Raw genomic sequence first — 23609 nt, forward strand, 5'->3', positions numbered from 1 at the left:
ATTATGAGCGTAGATATAAACGTAAGATATTCAGACAAGGATTTAGCTGAATTTAGAGAGCTTATTCAAGATAAAATTGAAAAGGCAAAGCACGATTTAGAATTAATTAAAAGTGCATACCAAAATGATTTAAATAATGGTACAGACGATACGTCGCCTACATTTAAAGCCTTTGAAGAAGGTAGCGAAACGATGAGTAAAGAGGCAAATTCGCAATTAGCAATTCGTCAAGAAAAATTTATACGTGATCTTAAAAATGCGCTTATAAGAATTGAAAACAAAACGTATGGGATTTGTCGTGTTACCGGCAAATTAATAAACAAAGAACGTTTAAAATTAGTACCGCATGCTACACTTAGTATTGAAGCTAAAAACATGCAATAAGGATACTTAAACAAAATAAAACTAAACGCCTTACATACTCATGTAAAGGCGTTTTTTGCTTTTTTATGAAATGTATATTATTAATTTTTATAAGTTTTAGTAGTCTTATTTTAAATGCCCAAAAACGTGTTAATAAAATAATTGATGCCCAAAATATCAATACACTTTATATAGATGGAACATCTTGTTATGCCATTAAGATTACTACTGCTCAGGTAAATCAAATACAAATACAAGCTAAAATTGATGGCGAACACAGTGAAGATATTTTAGTTATTTCAAAACGACAACACGATTCTCTTTATCTCAAAACTGGATTTCAACCATTATTTAAAGCAGATAATGATAAGTTAAGTGCCCACAAAGTCATGTCTATCGAGTTAGAACTTCAAATTCCAGCACATTTAAACCTCATTGTAAAGAGTGATATTGCTCAGGTCACTGCAAATGGTGTATTTAATTCTGCTTTAATCGAATTAAATCAAGGTCAATGTAGGTTAGAAAAGTTTTACGGTACAGCTACCATAAATACTATTAGAGGCTCTATTTATGTTGAAACTAATTATGCAACTATAAATGCAACCTCAAGACATGGTCTAGTAAATATTGAGCCTCTTACCCAAGGCGAATATCAATTACATTTAAAGTCTATTGAAGGCAACATTAGTGTAATTAAAACAGAATAATATTCTTATTTTTACTCAAAATCCAAAGCATGTCCTTAAAAAAAGCCAGTTTACTTATAATTGTTGTACTATTCATAGATCAAATAAGTAAAATTTATATAAAAACACATTTTATTTTAGGTGAAGATATTACAGTGTTTAATTGGTTTAGAATTTATTTTATTGAAAATGAAGGTATGGCATGGGGTACTAAAATAAGTGATTTTTCGTCGTCAATTTCAGATAGAACGGCAAAAACTTCACTTACGGTTTTTAGAATTTTCGCAATATTCGGAATAGGTTATTGGTTGTATACAACAATTAAAAATAATGGACACCACTTGTTAACAATAGCTATCTCTTTAATTTTTGCAGGTGCTTTTGGTAATATTTTAGATTCTGTATTTTATGGTATACTATTTAATGACAGTCATGGGCAAATAGCTTCATTTATGCCTGCAGCAGGTGGTTACGATACGTTGTTACATGGTAAAGTTGTAGACATGTTATATTTTCCAATCTGGAAAGGGTACTTGCCAGAGTGGTTACCTATTTGGGGCGGCAAATTTTTTACTTTTTTTGAGCCTGTATTTAATGTGGCCGATGTAGCCATTAGTGCGGGATTTGTTATGCTGTTATTATTTAATAAAAAAGCATTTCCAAAAAGCTAATTTTATTTTTTAATATGTTTTTATAACCGCTATTTAATATTAAACCATAAAAAATATCAAGCTTTAAGATACATATAAACATATTTTTTGAATAGTTATAAAATTAAAACCCATGAAACATTTACCCGTGTTTGCTTTATTTGCTGTTGTAATTTTAACAACATCTTGCAAAGATAAAGAGCAAAAAAAAATTGTAGAACCTGAACGTGAATTGTCTACATCTAACCCATTTTTTAACCCTAGTACATTACCATTTCAGGCGCCAAATTTTGATGAAATTAAATCTACCGATTTTTTACCTGCTATGGATGCTGGTATGCATGAGCAATTGGCAGAGATTAGAACTATTCTAGAGGATTCTGAAATTCCAACTTTTGAAAACACTTTTATTCCTTTAGAGCAAAGCGGTCAATTATTATCTCGGGTAAGGAATGTCTTTAATTTATTATCTGGAGCTAATACAAATCCAGAATTGCAAGCTATTGAAGAGGCTTTAGCACCAAAATTTGCTGAACATCAAGATGCTATTTATCTAAACCCGGAGTTATTTAAACGTGTAAAATCTATATACGAATCTAGAGAGTCACTTCAATTAGACCTAGAGTCTAAACATCTAGTAGAATATTATTATCAGCGTTTTGTTTTGGCAGGTGCAAATTTAAAAGAAGCAGATAAAATAAAACTAAGAGCATTAAATGCAGAAGTTGCTTCGTTAAGTGCGAAGTTTACCAATCAATTATTAGCAGCAGCAAAAGCAGGAGCACTTGTTGTAGATCATAAAGAAGCTTTAGCTGGCTTGTCTGATGCAGAAATTAATGCAGCAGCTAATGAATCGCATACAGAATGGACTTTACCATTACAAAACACGACACAGCAGCCAAGTTTACAAAACTTAACTAATCGAGAAACGCGCGAAAAACTGTTTAATAATTCTTGGACACGTGCTTCTAAAAACGATGAAAATGATACAAGAAAAACAATTGAACGTATTGCTGTTATTCGTGCAGAACAAGCTTCTATTTTAGGATATGAAAATTATGCAGCTTGGAAATTGCAAAACCAAATGGCAAAAACACCAGAGGCAGTCCAAGACTTTTTAGATCAATTAGTACCTGCTACTGTTGCTAAAGTGAATGTTGAAGCAGCCGATATTCAAGCTTTAATTGATGAGCAAAAAAGTGGATTTAAATTGGAAGCTTGGGATTGGAATTTTTATGCTGAACAAGTTAGAAAAGCACGATACGATTTAGATGATAGTCAAATTAAACCTTATTTTGAATTATATAATGTTTTAGAAAATGGAGTGTTTTACGCAGCTAATCAATTATATGGTTTAACTTTTAAGGAACGTAAAGACATACCTGTATACCAAGAAGATGTTCGTGTTTATGATGTTATAGATAAAGATGGTACTCAAATAGGATTGTTTTATGGCGATTATTTTAAACGTGATAATAAATCTGGTGGAGCTTGGATGAGTAATATTGTAGATCAATCTAAACTTTTAGGTACACAACCAGTAATCTATAATGTATGTAACTTTACTAAGCCAGCAGACGGAGAAGCTGCTTTAGTGAGTTTTGATGATGTAGTGACTATGTTTCACGAATTTGGACATGCTTTACACGGTTTCTTTGCTAATCAAGAATATGTGAGTTTATCAGGTACAAATACCCCTCGTGATTTTGTGGAATTTCCTTCTCAATTTAATGAGCATTGGGCGCTTTATCCAACAATATTAAATAATTATGCTAAGCATTATAAGACAGGAGAGCCAATGCCTCAAGCATTAATTGATAAGATTAAAAAAGCGTCTACCTTTAATCAAGGTTATGCATTAACAGAAGTTTTAGCTGCTGCAAGTTTAGATATGCAATGGCATACAATTTCAAAAGATGAAAAAATCGATGATGCAAATGCATTTGAAAAAGAAGCTTTAAAGCGTACACATTTAGATTTAAGTGCTGTGCCACCACGTTACCGTTCCACATATTTTTTACACATTTGGGGTAATGGTTATGCTGCCGGTTATTATGCGTATTTATGGACAGAAATGTTAGATCATGATGCATTTGCGTGGTTTGAAAATAACGGAGGCTTAACACCTGAAAATGGTCAGCGTTTTCGGGATATGATTCTATCTAGAGGAAATACAGCAGAATTCGGTAAATTATATCGAGACTTTACTGGTCAAGATCCAAAAATAGAACATATGTTAAAAAATAGAGGTTTAACAAAATAGAGAAGAAACTCAATAATATATAGCAGCTCGCAATTTTATATTGCGAGCTGCTTTGTTTTTAAAAGGTATAAACTTGTTTTGGAGTCACGCAATAATCTAAAGGAATATCGCTGCTGTATACCTCGGTAATTTCATTTTCAGCTTCAAAAAAAGATAATCCAATTTTTATGGTTTCAGGTTTACAAGCTTGTAAAAACCGATCGTAAAACCCTTTCCCATAGCCAATTCTGTGACCTCTTTTATCAAATGCTAAAAGCGGAACAAACACAACTTCAATACTAGAATTTGGTATAGGTATACCATCTATAGGTTCTGGAATATTATAGGCGTTTTTTTTAATAGTTGTTGCATCGGTAAGTAATACATGATGCATTAATCCTGTCTTGAAATCGCTTTTAGAAATCACAATATTTTTATCTTTTCCTGAAAGAATATTTAAGATAAATTCTGTGTTTACTTCTTTTTGTGTTTCAATAGTTAAAAACACATGGTAGAATGATTTATCCCAAATGGGAAGTTTAAGTAATTGATTAGAAATGTCTATACTTAAATCCTCACAAGTGTCTGAAGACAAAGCTTTGCGTTTTGTTTTGTAAAGTTTTCGTAACTCTGCTTTTGTCATGAATTAAGGTTTCATTTTTCTAGTAATATGAAAAAGCGCATCCCCTTGATATACAATAGGAGACTCGTTTACATTTATAATATAGCCACTGGTTTCTGCTTTAACAAAGTCGTTAAATTTGCCGTATGGATCTGTAATGTTTCCTATAACATCTCCTTTTTTTACTTTGCTAGACATTAAGTTTGTAACAGGTCTGAACATACCAGAATAATTAGCACGCTGCCATCTGCTTTCTAGTATAAATACGCATTTTTTCTTTGGTGGAGAAGCTTTTAATCGTGGATTAAGCATATTTAAATGCGCTAAAACCCGTTTAGCGCCATTTACGCCAGTGTGAGTAACATTAGGATCTAAATGAATAGATTTCCCTCCTTCGTAAAGCAACATAGGGATTCCTAATTTGGAGCAGGTGTAACGGAATGATTTGTTTAAATTTTTTGAATACACCACAAAGGGTGCACCAAAGGCTTTTGCCAATTCATCTAATTCGATATTGTTTTTTTCAATTCTAATTTGTGGCGCATTAAACCTGCCTGCACCACCTGTATGAAAATCAACTACATAATCTACAGAAGGGATAACTTCATGAATTAATTTGTAAGCTACTTGGCTAGCCAGAGAGCCATTATGATTTCCAGGAAACACACGGTTTAGATCTCTGCCATCGGGAAATTCTCGCGTTAGGTTTATAAATCCAAAAATATTAATAACAGGAATACAGATAATGCTACCACGTTTAGGTTTATTTATGCCTTTCGCAATAAGCTGTCGTACTATTTCAACTCCATTTACTTCATCGCCATGAATGCCTGCTGTAAATAGCACAGTAGGGCCTGGGCGTTTAGAACGTTCAATAAAAACGGGGACATCTACACTAGAGGATGTATGTAAATTAGCAACATCAAAACTAATTTCTGCACTTTCACCAGGATGAATTTTTTGACCTAAAACATGTAAGATATCCTTGTTTAGCATGCGTTATTTTTTTGCGTTTCTTTCTATAAATGTAATGATGTTTTTAGCAATATTTTTACCCGTAGCACCTTCAATCCCTTCTAAGCCAGGAGTAGAGTTGACTTCTAATAGTAAGGGGCCTCGAGAAGATTGCAACATGTCTACACCACAAACAGGCAGTTTTAATGCTGCTGCTGCATTTATAGCTAATTTTAATTCTGCTGGATCTAACTTAATAATATTTGCAGATCCACCGCGATGTAAATTAGATCTAAATTCGCCTTCTTTACCTTGGCGTTTCATTGCGCCTACCACTTGCCCGTCTACAATTAAAGCTCTTAAATCTGCGCCGTTAGCTTCTTTTATAAACTCTTGCACAATAACGCGAGCTTGTAAGCCATTAAAGGCTTCTAAAACAGATTCTGCAGCATTTTTAGTTTCTGCTAAAACTACACCTAAGCCTTGAGTTCCTTCTAAGAGTTTTATAATAACTGGAGTTCCTCCAACATGAGCAATAACTTCTTCGACATCTCTTGAGTAATTAGTAAATACAGTTTTTGGCATTCCAATTCCTGCTTTACTAAGGCGTTGTAAAGATCTTAGTTTGTCTCTAGAGCGTTGTATAGCATCAGACGTTACTATGGTAAATACATTCATCATTTCAAATTGGCGCACTACAGCACAACCATAAAATGTTACTGATGCACCAATACGTGGTATAATTGCATCTACATAGTCTAAGTATCTGTTTTTGTAGAAAATTGTGGGTTTTTCTTTTTCTATAATAATGTCGCATTTAAGCGGGTCTATAACCTCTATTTGGTGTCCGCGTTTTTCTCCTTCAACAATTAGTCTGTTTGTAGAGTATAGCTCTGCGTTTCTTGATAAAATTACAATATTCATTAGCTTTTTAAATTAAATGATAAGTTTTGAAGATCTACATCGACTAGAAATTTACGTTTTAAAAATTGTCTTCCAATAAGTACAGGAAACCTCATGTCTTCTCGAGTGCTTAAAGTTAAGTTGATCTTGTAAGTTTTATCAAAAATTATTACATCAGATTTAATTTTATATCTATTTTCTTTTATGCCGTTACTACTTTTTACGTTTGTAAAGGTGTATTCTGTAAATACAACTTCATCACTACTAAAATTAGGGTGACCTTTACTGTAAAAAGTGCAACGTAGTGTGTTATTTTCTTCAATAATTTTGGAGCAGTGTATTGCCGAGGTGTAAGCTCCCGTATCTATTTTTACATCTATATTGAACAAATCTAATTTCGGGAAATCAAATTTATCTACTCTACCAATTTTACGTTTATCCATGTTGGTGTTAAAAGGGCGAAAGATATTTAATGTTGGTATAAAAGTACAATATAATATGCTAAAATTTATATAATGAAAATGGCATTTATTATTGTTATGTTATCTTTGGTCTATGGATGAAACTGCTTTACAAATTAAGCTAAAAACCTTGCCTAGCGCTCCTGGTGTGTATCAATATTTTGATGCCAATGGCACTATAATTTATGTAGGCAAAGCTAAAAATTTAAAAAAACGTGTGTCTTCTTATTTTACAAAAACACACGATAGTGGTAAAACACGAGTTCTTGTAAAGAAGATTAAAGAAATTAAACATATTGTTGTAGAGACAGAAACCGATGCGTTGTTGTTGGAAAATAATTTAATTAAAAAGCATCAACCACGTTACAATGTATTGCTAAAAGACGATAAAACTTACCCGTGGATTTGTATAAAAAAAGAGCGATTTCCACGAGTGTTTTCTACACGACGAGTAATAAAAGATGGTTCTGAATATTTTGGCCCTTATACCAATTTTAAAACCATACATACGCTTTTAGATTTAATAAAAGGAGTTTACCCCTTACGTACATGTAATTACGATTTGTCTGAAGCCAAAATAGAATCAGGTAAATATAAAGTGTGCTTAGAATACCATTTAGGAAACTGTAAAGGTCCTTGCGAGGGATATGAATCTGTTGAAGATTATGATGAAAATATAATTGCCATACGAGAAATTTTAAAAGGAAACTTTAAAGATTCTTTGTCTCAGTTTAAAAATCAGATGAAAACTTTAGCAGCCGATTTAAATTTTGAGGCCGCCCAACAGGTCAAAGAAAAAATAGATATATTACAGAACTATCAAGCCAAATCTACCATTGTAAATCCGAAAATTAGTAATGTAGATGTGTTTACTATTATGAGTGATGAAAGTTTTGGTTATGTGAATTTTCTTCAAATTTCATATGGTTCAATTATACGTTCTCACACTTTAGAAATTAAGAAAAAACTGGACGAAACCGATAAACAATTATTAGAATTAGCAATAACAGAAATTCGTCAGCGTTTTCATTCTAATTCAAAAGAAATATACGTACCTTTTAAAGTAAATTTGGGGGAAGATGTAAGAGTTACAGTGCCGCAATTAGGCGACAAGAAACGTATTATTGATTTGTCGTTACGAAATGCTAAATATTACCGTATGGAGCGTTTTAAACAAATTAAAATTACAGATCCAGATCGCCATGTAAATCGTATTATGGCGCAAATGAAAACAGATTTACGGTTACATGAAGAGCCACGACATATTGAATGTTTTGATAATTCAAATATTCAAGGAACACATCCCGTTGCGGCTTGTGTAGTATTTAAAGATGGAAAACCAAGTAAAAAAGATTATAGGCATTTTAATATAAAAACAGTTGAAGGGCCGGATGATTTTGCATCTATGGAAGAAGTTGTGTTTAGACGTTATAAACGATTGCTAGAAGAACAGCATCCGTTACCACAGCTTATTATTATAGATGGAGGAAAAGGGCAGCTATCATCTGCATTAAAGGCGTTACAAGATTTAGGCTTGCGTGGTAAAATTGCAATTATTGGTATTGCAAAACGTTTAGAAGAATTGTTTTATCCGGATGATCCTGTGCCGTTGTACTTAGATAAAAAAAGTGAAACTTTAAAGGTGATTCAGCAATTGCGAAACGAAGCTCATAGATTTGGTATAGAGCATCACAGAAATAGGCGAAGCAAAAGTGCATTAAACACAGAGTTGGAAACTATTTCAGGAATTGGAGAAAAAACAATTGTAGAGTTATTGAGTCATTTTAAATCTGTAAAACGTATTGCTAATGCTTCTTTAGAAGATTTAGAAGCAGTTGTAGGGTTCTCAAGAGCTAATAAAATTTTTAATCATTATCATACCTCGTAATTGCATGCGCATATTTTTATTTATTAGTTTTTTGCTTTTTGGATGTTTAGTTCAAGCACAAGAACAAAGTATTAAAAAACCTGACTTAAAAGTAGGTTTAGTTTTAAGTGGAGGAGGCGCTAAAGGCTTAGCGCATATTGGAGTGCTTAAAGTTTTAGATAGTTTAGGTGTACGTATAGATTATGTTGCAGGGACAAGTATGGGTGCTATTGTAGGGTCGCTTTATGCCTCTGGATATTCTGGAAAAGCCATAGATTCAATCTTTAAATCTGTGAATTTTGATAATATTATTATAGATAATATTCCTAGAGAATCTAAAACATTTTATGAGCGAGAAAATTCTGAACGTTACGCCTTAACATTACCTTTTGATGGGTTTAAGTTACGATTGCCTACAGCACTATCTCGAGGACAGAACACTTTTAATTTGTTATCAGAACTAACATTACATGTCAAGAATATTTCAGATTTTAGTCAATTACCAATTCCTTTTTTCTGTATTACTACAAATATGGATACAGGAGAGGCTGTGCAATTAGAATCTGGTAATTTAGCTCAGGCTGTTATGGCTAGTGGGGCTTTGCCAACTCTGTTTCAGCCAGTTAATATTAACGATAGCGTGTATATTGATGGGGGAGTTGTTAATAATTACCCGCTAGATGAAATGAAAGCTAAAGGAGTAGATGTAATAATAGGGGTAGATGTTCAAGATGATTTGGCTAAAAGTAAAGATTTAAAATCTGCAACAGAAATATTATATCAAGTTCAGAATTATAGAATGCTGAATGATATGATTAACAAAGTTAAAAACACAGATATATACATAAAACCAGATATTACAAATTTTAATGTAGTATCGTTTGATCAAGGAACAGAGATTATCGAAAATGGGGTTATAGCTGCGCAAAAAAATATTGAAGCCCTAAAAGATGTAGTACAAAAACAGCAAACACATTTGCAAGGTAGACCACCTATAAGACATCTAGACTCTATTGCAATAAATGGTATTCAAATACATGGTAACGATAAATATACACGCGCTTATATCTTAGGAAAATTAAAACTTAAAAGTAATACAACCGTAAGTTATGGCGACTTTTCTAGTGGCGTAAATAACCTGATAGGAACTAATAACTTTAATAGTTTTACCTACGATTTAAGACCTTCTAGTAATAAGCCAGGATATGACTTAATTACTAATGTTAAAGAGAGTACCCAAAAAACAGCTTTAAAATTAGCACTGCATTACGACGATTTGTACAAAAGTGCAGCATTAGTAAACGTTACAACAAAACGACTTTTAACAAATAATGATGTCTTGTCTTTTGATTTTATTTTAGGTGATAATTTGCGTTATAATTTTGATTATTATATCGATAAAGGATTTTATTGGAGCATTGGTGTGCGTTCTCGATTTAACCAATTTAATCGAAATGTTTCTGCCGAAATTTTATTGAGAGATGAAGATTCAGACATTAATAAAATTGATACAGAATTAAAAGACTTCACAAATCAATTTTACGTACAAACTCAGTTTTTAAACGATATGGCGCTTAGTTTAGGTGCAGAACATAAATACCTTAATATAACTTCAGAAACCATTACAGATTCTCCAGGGTCATCTGAAAGTGTTTTTGAAGATCGCACATATTTTAGTGCATTTGCTAAAGTGAATTATGATTCTTACGACAATAAATACTTTCCAAATACAGGTTTTTATTTTAATGGCGATTTTCATTTATATTTTTACGCCACTCCTAATGATATAGATTTTGATCAGTTTTCAATTACAAAAGTAGATGTAGGTTATGTCTTTAAAGTAAGTAATAAGTTTTCTGCATCACTTTTAGCCGAAGGCGGTTTTAGTATTGGTCGCAATCAGAGTCCGTTTTTAAATTTTTCTTTAGGAGGATACGGTGGAAATTTAATTAATAACATGAAATCGTTTTACGGTTACGATTGGTTAACTGTCTCTGGAGATAGTTTTTTAAAAAGCACCTTTAAATTAGATTATGAATTTGCCTTAAAACATCACCTTACCGCAACCGCTAATTTAGCAAATATTGATGACAACATTTTTACTTCTGGAGAATGGTTAACATCTCCAGATTTTACGGGATATGCTCTAGCTTATGGGTGGGATTCTTTTCTAGGGCCAATAGAAGCAACATACTCATATTCTCCAGAAACTAAAAACAGTGTTTGGTTTTTAAATATAGGATTTTGGTTTTAAAATGTTTTAAAAGACTTAATTACAATTTTTAAACGCAATAATAACTATTAAAAAATGAAGCTGTATTGTAATTTTTGACAGAACTTTTTACTTTTAATACATTTGGAATAGAAATTGTTATAAAAGGCTTAGTAAAAATATTTTAACTTAGTTGCAGTTTAATAACAGCGTATGAAAAAATTATATCTCATTTTAATTATAATTGGTTGTGTTTCATCTCACATAGAAGCACAAAACGAGAGTGCTTTTAATACAGGAGAGTGGTTTAAGTTTGAAATGAGTTATAGTGGTTTTTTAAAAGCAGGAGAAGCGACCTTAGAAGTAAAAGAGCTTGTTTTTAAGGGAACACCTGTATATCATGTAGTTGGTAAAGGGTGGACTACCGGTCCTATTAAATGGTTTTTTAAAGTAGAAGATCGCTACGAAACGTATATGGATAAAGAAGAATATATTCCATATAAATTTATAAGAAAAATTGATGAAGGTGGTCATACTAAAAATTTAGAAATTGAATTTGATCAATCTCGGAATTTGGCGCATGTACATAATATTAAAAAAAATACTAACAGTATCATAGAAACTAAACCTAGAGTTCAAGATATGGTATCTACATTTTATTATCTGAGAAATAAATTAGATGTTAAGGGGTTAAAGAAAAATGATGAAGTCCATATAGATATGTTTTTTGATGAAGAAAACTATATGTTTAAATTAAAATATTTAGGAGAAGATGCTATTGATACAGAGTTTGGTAAAGTTGCAGCCTTAAAGTTTAGACCATACGTTATGGCTGGTCGTGTGTTTAAAGAAGAAGAAAGTTTAACGCTTTGGGTGTCTAACGACAAGAATAAACTGCCATTACGTGTACAGGCAGATTTGGCTGTAGGGTCTTTAAGAGCCGATTTATCTGCTTTTAAAGGGTTAATACATCCATTTAATATTATTATGGATTAATAAAATAGGTGTGATGCTAATTTTAGGAACTAAAAAATCAATATCATGAAAGGTATTAAAAATTATATTAACACTTTTAGGAATGTATAACCACTACTAATTTATTAATTTAGCAAAATTCCTAAATAGACATAGTCTTAATGTAGCTTTTCTGCTACTTTAATGTTTGTTTTAAGAACAAAATAATGGTGTTAATATAGGTTTTAATGCTATTAAAAATATATAAAAAAACGTTATACGTGTTATGGACACGTAATTATTAAGAACATTGCAAGAAAAATATTTTTCCAGATTTATGGGCCAAAAAAAAATGAGAAGATTAGTGAAAGGGTGTGTAATTGTTTTTACAGCCGCACTAGGTTTAACAAGTTGTAAAGATAATTCCAAAGAACAATCAAGCGCAGATTTAGCTATAGCCGAAAAAGATGTTGTTATTCCCGATGTTTACGAATTTGGATTTAATTTAAACGATTACATAGTAAAACGCGATACGGTACATTCAGGAGATAGTTTTGGTCAGATTCTTGAACGAAATAATATTGGTTTTTCTAAAATCTATCAAATTGCAGAAAAAACGAGAGATAGTTTTGATATTAGAAAAATTCAAATCGGAAAACCATACACTTTATTATGTGCTAAAGATTCTCTAGAAACACCTAAATGTTTTATTTATCAGCCAAACAAAGAAGAATATGTTGTTGTAAATTTTCAAGATAGTATTCATGCCTACACAAGCAGAAAGCCAATTAAATATGTTGAAAAAGAATATTCGGGAATTATAAACAGTAATATCTCCCAAACTTTGGCAGATGATGGATTAAGTTTAATCTTAGCGTATAAAATGTCAGATATTTATGCCTGGACTATAGATTTTACAAGACTTCAAAAAGGAGATCGCTTTAAAGTAATTTATACAGATAAATATATTGACGATACTATTTATGCTGGGATTGATAAAATAAAAGCGGCTTACTTTGAACATAACACAGAACCATTTTATGCATTCGAATTTGAAACAGATTCGGTTATAGGTACTACAGACTTTTATAATGAAGAAGCGAAAACATTACGACGTGCATTTTTAAAAGCACCTGTAGAATATAAACGTATTTCGTCGCGGTTTAATTTAAATCGAAGAATTGCATTATACGGAAACAAAGTGCGCCCTCATAAAGGTACCGATTTTGCGGCAAATATAGGAACTCCAATTGTAGCCACAGCTAATGGTGTTGTTACCAAATCAAGTTATACCGGAGGTAATGGAAACTATGTAAAAATTCGTCATAATAAAGTTTATGAAACGCAATATTTACATATGCAAAAACGAAAAGTAAAAGTTGGAGAGTATGTAAAACAAGGCGATGTTATTGGTTGGGTAGGTATGACAGGAAATACCTCAGGACCTCACGTGTGTTATCGTTTCTGGAAAAATGGGGAGCAAGTAGATCCGTTTAAACAAAAATTACCAGCTGCAGAACCTATTTTAGAAAACTTAAAAGATAAATATTTAGAGTATATTAAACCAATAAAAGTTCAGATGGACGCTATACCGTTCTCTGAAGACAACAAACTAAAAGAAGAACAAAATTTAATAACACAAGCATATTAATTATGGCCTTACCAGCAATTAACCCAACAACCACTCAAGCATGGAAGCTTCTTAAAAAACATTTTGAAGACATTAAAAATATACACATGAAAGATTTATTTGCTAGCGATTCCAATCGTGCAAATACCAATTCCATAATTTGGGAAGACTTTTATGTAGATTATTCAAAAAATAGACTGACATCAGAAACCATGGAATACCTGCTTCAATTAGCAGAGGAAGTGAAGTTGAAAGATGCTATGGCGGGCTATTTTTCTGGAGATGTAATTAATGAAACCGAAGGAAGAGAAGTATTACATACCGCATTACGAGCACCAAAATCTGCTAAAATTATTGTTGATGGTGAAGATGTTATGCCAGAAATATACCGCGTAAAACAAGACATTGAGACCTTTACTAACAATGTAGTGAGTGGTGAGTTAAAAGGATATACAGGGAAATCATTTACAGATGTTGTAAACATTGGTATTGGTGGTTCAGATCTCGGACCAGCTATGGTTGTAGAGTCGTTACAATACTACAAAAACCACTTAACAACACATTTTGTAAGTAATGTAGATGGAGATCATGTAAATGAAGTTATAAAAGAATTAGATCCAGAAACAACATTATTTGTAGTCGTATCTAAAACATTTACAACCCAAGAAACTTTATCTAATGCTAATACATTGCGTACATGGTTTTTAGAACATGCCAACCAAGAAGCCGTAGCAAGCCATTTTGTGGCGGTATCTACAAATATTGAGAAAGTAAAAGAATTTGGAATTAACGAAGCTAACATTTTTCCAATGTGGAACTGGGTTGGCGGACGTTTTTCTCTATGGAGTGCAGTAGGGTTAACTATTAGTTTGGCTGTAGGATATAAAAATTTTGAAAGTCTATTAGAAGGTGCTCATCAAATGGATGAACATTTTAAAACAACAGATTTTAAAAACAATATTCCTGTTGTGTTAGCTTTAATAAGTGTATGGTATAATAATTTCTTTAAAGCTGAGAGTGAAGCTGTAATTGGATATAGCCAATATTTAACACAATTTGCGACTTACTTACAACAAGGAATTATGGAAAGTAATGGAAAAAGTGTGGATAGAAATGGAGATAAAGTTGATTACCAAACAGGAACTTTAATTTGGGGAGAACCAGGAACAAACTCACAACATGCCTTCTTTCAACTTATACACCAAGGTACAAAATTAATACCAGCAGATTTTATAGGATTTGCAGAATCTTTACATGGTAATAAAGATCATCAAGATAAATTAATGTCTAATTTCTTGGCCCAAACAGAAGCCCTTTTAAACGGTAAAACAAAAGCGCAAGTATTACAAGAAATGGAAAGCCAGAAGTTGTCCGATGTAGAAAAACAAAAGCTGTTACCTTTTAAAGTTTTTGAGGGGAACAAGCCTACAAATACCATTTTTATTAAGAAGCTTACACCAGCAAGTTTAGGAAAACTAATCGCCATGTATGAGCATAAAATATTTGTTCAAGGAGTGATCTGGAACATATTTAGCTACGATCAGTGGGGTGTAGAGCTAGGAAAACAGCTTGCCAATAAAATTTTAAAAGAGTTTGATGGAGCCGAAAATTACGAACATGATAGCTCTACTCTTAATCTATTAAATTATTATAAAAAACAGCGCCAATAAATTATAAAGACGCAAAATTAAGTTCAAAAGTTCTTCATTTTTTTTATTTGTTAGATTATCAGTACATTGCATTCTGTTAAAAACCTTAACATTTACGTAATAATAGATTACTAAATAGGTCTATTTTTGCAGATGTAAAATTAATCTCAAATAACAAAAATGAAGAACATTTCAAAAAGCTTATTTTTTGCAATTTTTATGGTGTTTACTACCGTATCTTTTGCTCAAAGTATTGTTACAGGAACTACAGTAGATCCTGATTCTAACTTGCCTTTACCTGGCGTGAATGTCGTGGAAAAAGGAACAAAAAATGGTGTTTCAAGTGATTTCGATGGGAACTTTACTTTAAAAACAAGTAAAACAGATGCAGTAATTGTTGTATCTTATATCGGTTATTTATCTAAAGAAATTCCAGTAAATGGAAATGTAGACTTAGGTAAAATTGTTTTAGAATCTAGCGAATTTGGTTTAGATGAAGTGCAAATTATAGCTTCAGTAGCAGTTGATAGAAAAACTCCTGTAGCTGTTTCTACAATTAGATCAGAAGAAATTGAGTTAAAATTAGGAACTCAAGAATTTCCAGAAATTTTAAAATCAACACCTGGAGTTTACGCAACTAAATCTGGAGGAGGATTTGGAGATGGTCGTATTAACTTAAGAGGTTTCGAATCAGACAACGTAGCTGTTATGATCAATGGTGTACCTGTAAACGACATGGAAAACGGTGCAGTATACTGGAGTAACTGGGCGGGTCTTTCAGATGTAACAAGCACAATGCAAGTACAACGTGGTTTAGGAGCATCTAAAGTTGCAGTGCCATCTATTGGAGGTACTATTAATATTGTTACTAAAACTACAGATATCGAAGAAGGAGGTTCTGTTGGTTCTTCTATTGGTAACGATGGTTATTTAAAGTATGGAGCAACTTATTCAACAGGTTTAATGGATAATGGTTTTGCTGCTACTGTTTCTGCTTATAAAACAGACGGTAATGGATATGTAGACGGTACAGAATTTAATGCTGTATCTTACTTCGTTAATATTTCTAAGCAAATAAATGAAGATCACAAATTATCTTTTACTGCTTTTGGCGCAACGCAACGTCACGGTCAAAGACAAAACAGACAATTAATCTCTACATATAGAGCTACAGAGAGTGGAAAACGTTTTAATGCAGACTGGGGTTATAAAAATGGTCAGGTAACTCACCAAGAAGATAACTTCTATCACAAGCCTCAAATATCTTTAAATCATTTTTGGGATATTTCAGATAAAACAACATTATCTACTGTATTATATGCATCATTCGGATCTGGTGGTGGTGGTGGTTACTCTGGGACTAACAAATTTGGTTTAGGTACAGACGGAGTAAGCGATTACAGAACTGGATTATATGGTCCTATAGATTTTGATAAGATTGTAGACGAAAACGAAGCAAGAGGTGCTTTTGGATCAGAAACTATTTTAAGAGCTTCTCGTAATGACCACGAATGGTATGGTTTACTTTCTACCCTTGATACTAAAATTGGAGAAAACTTTGTGGTAATTGGAGGTTTAGATTTTAGAACTTACAAAGGAATTCACTTCTCTGAAGTAACAGACTTATTAGGAGGTCAGTTTTATGCAGATGATGCAGATGTTAACAACCCAAATGCAACTTATAAAGAAGGAGACAAATGGTCTTACTATTATGATGGTTTAGTAAATTGGTTAGGTGTTTTTGGTCAAGTTGAATACTCTAAAGACGCACTTTCTGCTTTCGTATCGATTTCTGGATCTAATACATCTTACAAGCGTATTGACTACTTTAACTACTTAGATAGTGATTCAAACCAAGAAACAGACTGGTACGACTTTTTTGGCTACATGGCTAAAGGGGGTGCTAACTATAACTTAACAGATAACCACAATGTGTTTGCTAACATTGGTTACTTTGAAAAAGCTGGTGGTTTTGATGCTGTATTTGTTGGTTACGATAATGAAAACATTAACCCAGACGCTGAGAATCAAAAAATCTTTAGTATGGAAATAGGTTACGGATACAGATCAGATAAATTATCTGCAAACCTTAACTTATACAGAACGACTTGGAATGATAGAACTGAAACATACGTGTACAATCAACCAGATGGTACAAATGCAACAGCTAACTTATTAGGAGTAAATGCTATTCACCAAGGTATTGAGGTAGATTTCGTTTATAGAGCTACAGATAAATTAAGACTTACAGGTATGATGTCTTTAGGAGACTGGAGATGGGATAATAACCTAGAAAATGTTGAAATCTATAACGAAGATCAAGAATTAATAGATACTGTTAATTTATATATTGAAGATTTACACGTAGGTGATGCTGCTCAAACTACTTTTGCTTTAGGTGCTAACTATGAATTACTAGAAAATACTAACTTAATGTTAGATTATAACTACTACGATAATTTATATGCAAATTTCGACCCTAGTGATAGAGGTACTGAAGGAGCTCCAGAAGCTTGGAAAGTTCCAGCTTATGGTTTATTCGATTTAGGTTTATCTCATAACTTCGATATGGGACCATTCGATGTACGTTTATTAGGAAGAATGAACAACATCTTTAACTTAGAGTATGTGTCTGATGCTAATGATGGTACAGGTTCTACAGCAAACACTGCTCTTGTATATTATGGTGCAGGAAGAACATTTAGTATTGGAGCTAAGCTTAACTTTTAAAAAAAAATAGAATGAAAAAATTAGTATTTTTATTAGTAGCTGTAGGTGCAATGTTTACAAGTTGTGATCCTATGGAAGATATTTATGACGACCTAGATAGTGTTGAAAATCCAATTGTTGGAAGTACAGAGTATACTTTAACAGATGATGATTATGCTATATATGCAAAGGAGTTAGATTCTGTAAATTATTTTCAATCAGAAGATCAATTTAAAGAATTAATTCCTGGATTTTTATCAGATACTTACCCTTTCTGGGGAAAAGGATCTTCTGTATTTGTAACTTATGATTTATATAAATCTAATAGTATAAAATCTACAACTGCTTATACAGTAACTGAAGATGATTATGCAACTTTAGGTTTTACTCATGGTAATTTCGACAGCTCAGGTGATATGACCACTTTACTTATGTACAAGTATCCAGATGCTGGTAGAGGTGATTTGGTAGAATTAACATACCTATACTACGAATCAGGATCTACTACAGAAAGAACAAATAGTTTTGTTTTATTAGATTCTTGGGAAATGATCCTTGAGTTTACTTATGATGATTATATCGCAATGGACCAAAGCTATGCTAACTTCACTAACGAAGATGTTGCAGAATATAATATTTCAATTTACCTTAAGTCATTATATCCTTATGCAATGGCAGGAGATACTGTTGTAACTATGTACGAATTATATGTAAGTGGTGCAGACAACGAAATGAATTTAGTACCATATACTTTTGATGGTACTTCTTGGAATGCAATTTCATCTGTTATAGCTTCTACATTACAATTTGGACATGATGGTACAACATGGGTTCCAGATAATACAATCACTTATACGCTTGTAGCTACAGATTATGAATATATGTCTACTCAATTAATTACTACGCCTGAATTTGAGGATCCTGCAGATAGTATGGGGTATTATAAAAACTTCGATAGAAGAGAAGGTAATTCTGCATACTGGAGTTTAGAAATGATTGAAACTGCTATGGCTATATTATTAGATAATAATGATCCAACAGCAGAAGATGGTCAAAAATATTTATTAACATACGATATATACAATGGTACTAACACTACCGAAAGTATGTCTATGATAAAAACTGATGGAGCTTGGGAGCTTAATGAATAATCCAATTTTCATGATATAAGAATAAAAACCATGTAGTAATACATGGTTTTTTTATGCCATTTAATTGCTTACATTTGTCTTTAATAAAATTAAATTTTTCATTATGTATAATGTAATTCTAAATTTACATTCCTATTGGGCTTTTTTAGTCCTTCTAGTTCTTATAGTTGCTACATTTAATAGTATAATTAAATATAGTAGTAAAAAAGAGTATGGTCCTAAAGATTTTAGATTGGCTTTGTTTACTATTATTGTATCTCATATTCAATTATTAATAGGTATTATTCTATACGTAGTTTCTCCAAGATTATCTTTGTTTAGTGAATTAGGTATGGGAGGAGTTATGAAGGATTCCTTAACCAGACTGTATTTAGTTGAACACCCGCTTATAAATATAATAGCACTAGTATTTATTACAATGGGGTATTCTAAACATAAATCAAAATTATCATCTCATGCTAAGTTTAAAACCATTTCTATATTTTATGCCATTGGTTTAGTACTTTTACTAACCCGAATTCCTTGGAATATTTGGTTAGGCTTATAAAACTTATTAAGCGACTTTTAAGTCGCTTTTTTTATGCTTAAATTTTAGCTTTTATTACATAAATATATACAGGAAAATGGTCGCTATACCCATTAGTAAATCCTTCATAACTAAAACTTCTAAAAGGATATCCTTTGTACGCACCAGTTTTAGTTATCAGGTATTGAGCATTAAAAATTCCAGCTTTGTATAACTTATAAGAGTTGTAATCAGAATTTAATAACGGTTTAGTAACTAAAATCTGATCAAATAGACTCCATTTATCCCGATATGCTGTTGTGCCAAAGCCTTGGTTATAGAGATGCTCCATAGGGTTGTAAATACCTTTTAAAGGGACTTTATTTTTCTTTTTGCTGGTCTTTAAAATGTTTTTAAAGCTATCATTTGTGGGGTTGTCATTAAAGTCTCCCATACTTATTATTTTGGCATAGGGGTTAATAGTTTGTAAAGAGTCTATAATATGCTTATTGAGCTTTGCTGCTTCAATGCGTTTTGCATTACTTTTGGTTTCCCCTCCTCGTCTTGAAGGCCAATGGTTTACAATAATATGCATTGGTTCTCCATCTAAAAAACCTGTTACAACCAATTGATCTCTTGTATAAATTGGGGCATTTGTTAGTTCATCTTTTAGGTATAATGGATAGGTTTTAGTCACTGTTGGTGTAAATATGGTTTTCTGATAAAGTAAACCAACATCTATACCACGCCGATCTGGAGAATTGTAATGTACCATTCCATAATTTTTATGTACTAGTAAAGAATCATTAACAAGGTCTTCTAAAACATCTCTATTTTCAATCTCGCACACTCCAATAATTGCGGGTAAATTATGAGTGACTTTTAAACCAATTTCTGAGATAACATGAGCCATGTTTCTAATTTTCTTAGCATACACCTCAGATTTGTTTTCAGCTAATTCCATTATTGGACTACTTTCATCAAAAGTAAGAGCATCATTATCTACATCAAATAAGTTTTCAAGATTGTAAAACGCAATAGTATGTATGGTAAACTCTCTGTCTTGAGCATAACATATTGCTGTATGCATAAGGCAAAATAGCCATAGATAAGATTTTAGATATGGTTTCATATTGAATAAAATATAGCTAAATATAGGTTTTTATAAATAAAATATTTAAATTATAACCCCTTAAGTTACTGACAGCTAGAAAATTAATAGTTTTAAATCTAATTCTATGAAAAAAAATATTCTAGCTCTACTTTGTTTTGTGTGTGCTTTACAGCATGTCTTTTCCCAGAATACAAACATATCTGGAAGTGTTAAAGATGATTTGTCTTTACAGCCTCTTAACCAGGTTACTGTTATAATAGAAGACACCAACCTAACTACTAAAACAAATAATTTAGGAGAGTTCCAGTTGCTTAATATTTCTGTTTTAGGTAATCAAATTCTAAAAATATCTAAGCCAGGGTATCTTGATAAGCGTTATCCAATAATAATTAATAAGAATGAACATTTACAAATAGACGATATGTTTATGGCTTTAGATGCGACTACAAATAAAGATTTATATACTATTGTTCTCACTGATGATGAGTTAAATGATGATAGTAGTGCTGCCGATAATATTTCAGGACTTTTGCAAGCTACTAAAGATGTGTTTCAGCGTACAGCAGCATTTGAATTTAGTAGTTCCTTTTTTAAAATTAGAGGTTTAGATTCTAGTGAGGGACAACTTCTAATAAATGGTATAGAGATGAACTCTATTTTTAACGGTAGAATGCAGTGGAGTAATTGGGGAGGTATAAATGATGTTTTAAGGAATCAAGAATTTAACTATGGTTTAGCCGCTTCTACTTTTAGTTTTGGAGGCGTATTAGGAACTACAAATATTAGTACGCAAGCTTCAAAATACAGATCTGGTGGCCGTTTAACTTATACGTCGTCCAACCGAAGTTATGCGAATAGATTAATGGCAAGTTATGCCTCTGGTTTGGTGAAAAATGGTTGGGCTTATGCATGTTCTATAGGTAGAAGATGGGGAGATGAAGGCTACCAAGATGCTACGTTTTATGATGCGAATTCTTTATTTGTATCTGTAGAAAAACAATTAGGGCAATCGCAAAGTGTAAACTTTACAGGTTTTTATACTCCAAATCGAAGAGGGAAATCATCTCCAAATACTCAAGAAGTTTTTGATTTAAAAGATATTAAATACAACGAATATTGGGGAAGTTACAACGGTAAAAAAAGAAATTCTAGAGTTAAAGATGTAGCTCAACCAATTTTTATGTTGAGTCATTATTGGACTCTAAATTCTAAAACAGAACTTCAAACAAATCTAAGTTACACATTTGGAAAACAAGGGCATAGTCGTTTAGATTATCCAGGTGGTGGAAATCCAAGCCCTGCTTATTATCAAAAATTACCAAGTTACTACTTAGCAGATACATCTGGGCCAGATTATGAAAATGCTTACATTGCCGAACAGGAATTTAAAACTAACGGACAAATAGATTGGTATCGTATTTACGATGCTAATCTTACAAATTCAAGTCAAGGACTAGAAGCTGCTTATGTACAATATGAAGACCGGACAGATGATAGGCAGTTTACTTTAAATTCTATTTTTAATTCAACATTTAACGATCATGTGTTGTTTAGTGCTTCAGTAAATTATACAGCATTAGTTTCTGAAAATTTTGCCGAAATACAAGATCTTTTAGGCGCTTTAGATTATTTAAATGTCGATGCTTTTGATGGATGGCAATACAACCTCTTACAACCAAATGCACGAGTTACTAAAGGCGGAAAAATTAAATACAATTATACTTTGCATGCTAATGTACTGTCTGCTTTTTCTCAAATTCAGGTTAAGCATAAAACTATAGATTATTTTGTAGCTCTAGATGTAAATCATACAAACTATCAGCGTGAAGGGTTATTTCAAAACGAAGCTTTTATAAATAATTCTTTAGGCAAAAGTGAGGCTTTAAGTTTTCTAGGCTATGGTATTAAAGGCGGATTTACATACAAAGTATCGGCCAAACACGTATTAAATGTTCAGGCTGCATATTTAACTAGAGCACCTAATTTACAGAATTCATTCTCTAATCCTAGAGAAAATAATAATGTGGTTAAAGCAATTTCAGAAGAACATCTTCTGGCTCTAGATGCTAGTTATGTTTATAGGTCTGAGATTGTTACCTCTAATTTATCAGGGTTTTATATAGATAAGCGCGGAAGTAATGAAATTGGCTTTTATTATGCAGATGGTCTTACATCTGCAGGTATTGAATTTAACGAAACATCTGCATTTGTTCAAGAAATACTTCATAATGTAAACACCTTACATATTGGTGCAGAATTAGGCGTAGAAGCACAATTAACATCTTCTTTTAAACTAAAAACTGCAGCTTCATATGGACAGTATACCTATAACAATAATCCCGATTTGTATTTAACTTCTTCAAGTTTTGTAACTCAAGATGGTGCTATAGATTTTGGTAAAGCTCAACTCAAAAACTATAAAATAGCTGGTGGGCCTCAAACAGCTATGTCTTTTGGTTTTGAATACAGTGATCCAGAATATTGGTGGTTTGGAACCACTATTAACTATATGTCTAATACTTACGTAGATGTGAGCCCGCTAACTAGAACTTCTAATTTTTATTTAGATGATGATGGTTTGCCTTTTAATGATTATGATGAGACAGTTGCGAAACAACTTTTAAAGCAAGAACAATTTGATGACTATGTTGTAGTAAATATAATAGGAGGGAAGTCTTGGAAAATAGATAAATATTATCTCGGACTTTTTGTAAGTCTAAATAATGTATTAGACAATGTTTACAAAACTGGAGGTTTTGAACAAGGCCGAAATGCAAATTATAGAGAGTTAAAAGCGGATAGCGAAAACTCTATTCGTGTTTTTGGACCAAAATATTGGTATGGAAGAGGAGCAACTTACTTTGCCAATGTAAATATTAGATTTTAATAATATTAAATATTTAAAATTATGAACAGGAGTAAATACAAACCGGGCAT

Annotated in this window: 18 protein-coding genes; 13 read left to right on the plus strand and 5 right to left on the minus strand. The window is 32.2% G+C overall.

Features of this window, described 5'->3' with window-relative positions; translation table 11 throughout:
• The first annotated feature begins 3 nt into the window (after window positions 1-3).
• The 4 genes from FNB79_RS05255 (at window position 4) to dcp (ending at window position 3962) form a co-directional block, all read left to right on the plus strand.
• Entirely contained in the window at window positions 4-384 is a 381-nt protein-coding gene (locus FNB79_RS05255) for a TraR/DksA family transcriptional regulator (RefSeq protein WP_143380311.1), read from the plus strand.
• A 65-nt stretch (window positions 385-449) separates the two neighbouring features.
• Complete coding sequence (locus tag FNB79_RS05260; RefSeq protein ID WP_143380312.1) at window positions 450-1070, plus strand: hypothetical protein; 621 nt, start codon at window positions 450-452, stop codon at window positions 1068-1070.
• 29 nt (window positions 1071-1099) lie between these two features.
• Window positions 1100-1720: a lipoprotein signal peptidase gene (locus tag FNB79_RS05265; RefSeq protein WP_143380313.1), complete on the plus strand. Its 621-nt coding sequence runs from the start codon at window positions 1100-1102 to the stop codon at window positions 1718-1720.
• Window positions 1721-1832: 112 nt separating this feature from the next.
• Window positions 1833-3962: a peptidyl-dipeptidase Dcp gene (gene dcp, locus FNB79_RS05270; protein ID WP_143380314.1), complete on the plus strand. Its 2130-nt coding sequence runs from the start codon at window positions 1833-1835 to the stop codon at window positions 3960-3962.
• A gap of 58 nt (window positions 3963-4020) precedes the next feature.
• On the opposite strand, the gene FNB79_RS05275 is transcribed toward dcp, so the two are convergent.
• Genes FNB79_RS05275 through FNB79_RS05290 form a run of 4 tightly spaced genes read right to left on the minus strand, consistent with a single transcriptional unit; the run spans window position 4021 to window position 6863 of the window.
• Complete coding sequence (locus tag FNB79_RS05275; protein WP_143380315.1) at window positions 4021-4584, minus strand: 5-formyltetrahydrofolate cyclo-ligase; 564 nt, start codon at window positions 4582-4584, stop codon at window positions 4021-4023.
• 3 nt (window positions 4585-4587) lie between these two features.
• The gene (locus tag FNB79_RS05280; protein WP_143380316.1) at window positions 4588-5559 is read right to left on the minus strand and encodes a succinylglutamate desuccinylase/aspartoacylase family protein; all 972 of its coding nucleotides are present in this window, start codon (window positions 5557-5559) and stop codon (window positions 4588-4590) included.
• A gap of 3 nt (window positions 5560-5562) precedes the next feature.
• Window positions 5563-6441, minus strand: a complete 879-nt coding sequence (rimK, locus tag FNB79_RS05285) for a 30S ribosomal protein S6--L-glutamate ligase (RefSeq protein WP_143380317.1) — start codon at window positions 6439-6441, stop codon at window positions 5563-5565.
• Window positions 6441-6863 carry an ATP-dependent zinc protease family protein gene (locus FNB79_RS05290; RefSeq protein WP_143380318.1) on the minus strand — a complete coding sequence of 141 codons (423 nt, stop codon included), beginning with the start codon at window positions 6861-6863 and terminating at the stop codon, window positions 6441-6443. Before FNB79_RS05290 ends, rimK begins: the two co-directional genes overlap by 1 nt.
• A gap of 112 nt (window positions 6864-6975) precedes the next feature.
• On the opposite strand from FNB79_RS05290, the gene uvrC reads away from it, so the two are divergent.
• The 8 genes from uvrC to FNB79_RS05330 all read left to right on the plus strand — a co-directional run bounded on the left by uvrC (window position 6976) and on the right by FNB79_RS05330 (window position 19600).
• Window positions 6976-8769: an excinuclease ABC subunit UvrC gene (gene uvrC, locus FNB79_RS05295; protein ID WP_143380319.1), complete on the plus strand. Its 1794-nt coding sequence runs from the start codon at window positions 6976-6978 to the stop codon at window positions 8767-8769.
• A gap of 4 nt (window positions 8770-8773) precedes the next feature.
• A complete protein-coding gene (locus FNB79_RS05300; protein WP_143380320.1) occupies window positions 8774-11002 on the plus strand; it encodes a patatin-like phospholipase family protein in 2229 nt (742 codons plus the stop codon).
• A 171-nt stretch (window positions 11003-11173) separates the two neighbouring features.
• Complete coding sequence (locus FNB79_RS05305; protein ID WP_143380321.1) at window positions 11174-11956, plus strand: DUF3108 domain-containing protein; 783 nt, start codon at window positions 11174-11176, stop codon at window positions 11954-11956.
• 310 nt (window positions 11957-12266) lie between these two features.
• Window positions 12267-13565 (plus strand): M23 family metallopeptidase, encoded by a 1299-nt coding sequence (locus tag FNB79_RS05310; RefSeq protein ID WP_143380322.1) that lies wholly within the window; start codon window positions 12267-12269, stop codon window positions 13563-13565.
• A 2-nt stretch (window positions 13566-13567) separates the two neighbouring features.
• Entirely contained in the window at window positions 13568-15214 is a 1647-nt protein-coding gene (gene pgi, locus FNB79_RS05315) for a glucose-6-phosphate isomerase (RefSeq protein WP_143380323.1), read from the plus strand.
• 159 nt (window positions 15215-15373) lie between these two features.
• Window positions 15374-17923 carry a TonB-dependent receptor gene (locus FNB79_RS05320; protein WP_143380324.1) on the plus strand — a complete coding sequence of 850 codons (2550 nt, stop codon included), beginning with the start codon at window positions 15374-15376 and terminating at the stop codon, window positions 17921-17923.
• A gap of 11 nt (window positions 17924-17934) precedes the next feature.
• Window positions 17935-19053 carry a hypothetical protein gene (locus FNB79_RS05325; protein WP_143380325.1) on the plus strand — a complete coding sequence of 373 codons (1119 nt, stop codon included), beginning with the start codon at window positions 17935-17937 and terminating at the stop codon, window positions 19051-19053.
• A gap of 103 nt (window positions 19054-19156) precedes the next feature.
• Window positions 19157-19600, plus strand: coding sequence for a hypothetical protein (locus FNB79_RS05330; protein ID WP_143380326.1), 444 nt, complete (start codon window positions 19157-19159; stop codon window positions 19598-19600).
• Window positions 19601-19637: 37 nt separating this feature from the next.
• On the opposite strand, the gene FNB79_RS05335 is transcribed toward FNB79_RS05330, so the two are convergent.
• A complete protein-coding gene (locus tag FNB79_RS05335) occupies window positions 19638-20690 on the minus strand; it encodes an endonuclease/exonuclease/phosphatase family protein (protein WP_143380327.1) in 1053 nt (350 codons plus the stop codon).
• Window positions 20691-20796: 106 nt separating this feature from the next.
• On the opposite strand from FNB79_RS05335, the gene FNB79_RS05340 reads away from it, so the two are divergent.
• Window positions 20797-23559 carry a TonB-dependent receptor gene (locus FNB79_RS05340; protein ID WP_143380328.1) on the plus strand — a complete coding sequence of 921 codons (2763 nt, stop codon included), beginning with the start codon at window positions 20797-20799 and terminating at the stop codon, window positions 23557-23559.
• The last annotated feature ends 50 nt before the right edge of the window (window positions 23560-23609 follow it).

Source organism: Formosa sediminum, assembly GCF_007197735.1.
Taxonomy (GTDB): domain Bacteria; phylum Bacteroidota; class Bacteroidia; order Flavobacteriales; family Flavobacteriaceae; genus Formosa; species Formosa sediminum.

What these genes read in the sequence shown, in the direction of transcription:
- FNB79_RS05255 (WP_143380311.1), top strand. Translation starts at nt 4, where the DNA reads ATGAGCGTAGATATAAACGTAAGATATTCAGACAAGGATTTAGCTGAA.
- FNB79_RS05260 (WP_143380312.1), top strand. Translation starts at nt 450, where the DNA reads ATGAAATGTATATTATTAATTTTTATAAGTTTTAGTAGTCTTATTTTA.
- FNB79_RS05265 (WP_143380313.1), top strand. Translation starts at nt 1,100, where the DNA reads ATGTCCTTAAAAAAAGCCAGTTTACTTATAATTGTTGTACTATTCATA.
- dcp (WP_143380314.1), top strand. Translation starts at nt 1,833, where the DNA reads ATGAAACATTTACCCGTGTTTGCTTTATTTGCTGTTGTAATTTTAACA.
- FNB79_RS05275 (WP_143380315.1), bottom strand. Translation starts at nt 4,584, where the DNA reads ATGACAAAAGCAGAGTTACGAAAACTTTACAAAACAAAACGCAAAGCT.
- FNB79_RS05280 (WP_143380316.1), bottom strand. Translation starts at nt 5,559, where the DNA reads ATGCTAAACAAGGATATCTTACATGTTTTAGGTCAAAAAATTCATCCT.
- rimK (WP_143380317.1), bottom strand. Translation starts at nt 6,441, where the DNA reads ATGAATATTGTAATTTTATCAAGAAACGCAGAGCTATACTCTACAAAC.
- FNB79_RS05290 (WP_143380318.1), bottom strand. Translation starts at nt 6,863, where the DNA reads ATGGATAAACGTAAAATTGGTAGAGTAGATAAATTTGATTTCCCGAAA.
- uvrC (WP_143380319.1), top strand. Translation starts at nt 6,976, where the DNA reads ATGGATGAAACTGCTTTACAAATTAAGCTAAAAACCTTGCCTAGCGCT.
- FNB79_RS05300 (WP_143380320.1), top strand. Translation starts at nt 8,774, where the DNA reads ATGCGCATATTTTTATTTATTAGTTTTTTGCTTTTTGGATGTTTAGTT.
- FNB79_RS05305 (WP_143380321.1), top strand. Translation starts at nt 11,174, where the DNA reads ATGAAAAAATTATATCTCATTTTAATTATAATTGGTTGTGTTTCATCT.
- FNB79_RS05310 (WP_143380322.1), top strand. Translation starts at nt 12,267, where the DNA reads ATGAGAAGATTAGTGAAAGGGTGTGTAATTGTTTTTACAGCCGCACTA.
- pgi (WP_143380323.1), top strand. Translation starts at nt 13,568, where the DNA reads ATGGCCTTACCAGCAATTAACCCAACAACCACTCAAGCATGGAAGCTT.
- FNB79_RS05320 (WP_143380324.1), top strand. Translation starts at nt 15,374, where the DNA reads ATGAAGAACATTTCAAAAAGCTTATTTTTTGCAATTTTTATGGTGTTT.
- FNB79_RS05325 (WP_143380325.1), top strand. Translation starts at nt 17,935, where the DNA reads ATGAAAAAATTAGTATTTTTATTAGTAGCTGTAGGTGCAATGTTTACA.
- FNB79_RS05330 (WP_143380326.1), top strand. Translation starts at nt 19,157, where the DNA reads ATGTATAATGTAATTCTAAATTTACATTCCTATTGGGCTTTTTTAGTC.
- FNB79_RS05335 (WP_143380327.1), bottom strand. Translation starts at nt 20,690, where the DNA reads ATGAAACCATATCTAAAATCTTATCTATGGCTATTTTGCCTTATGCAT.
- FNB79_RS05340 (WP_143380328.1), top strand. Translation starts at nt 20,797, where the DNA reads ATGAAAAAAAATATTCTAGCTCTACTTTGTTTTGTGTGTGCTTTACAG.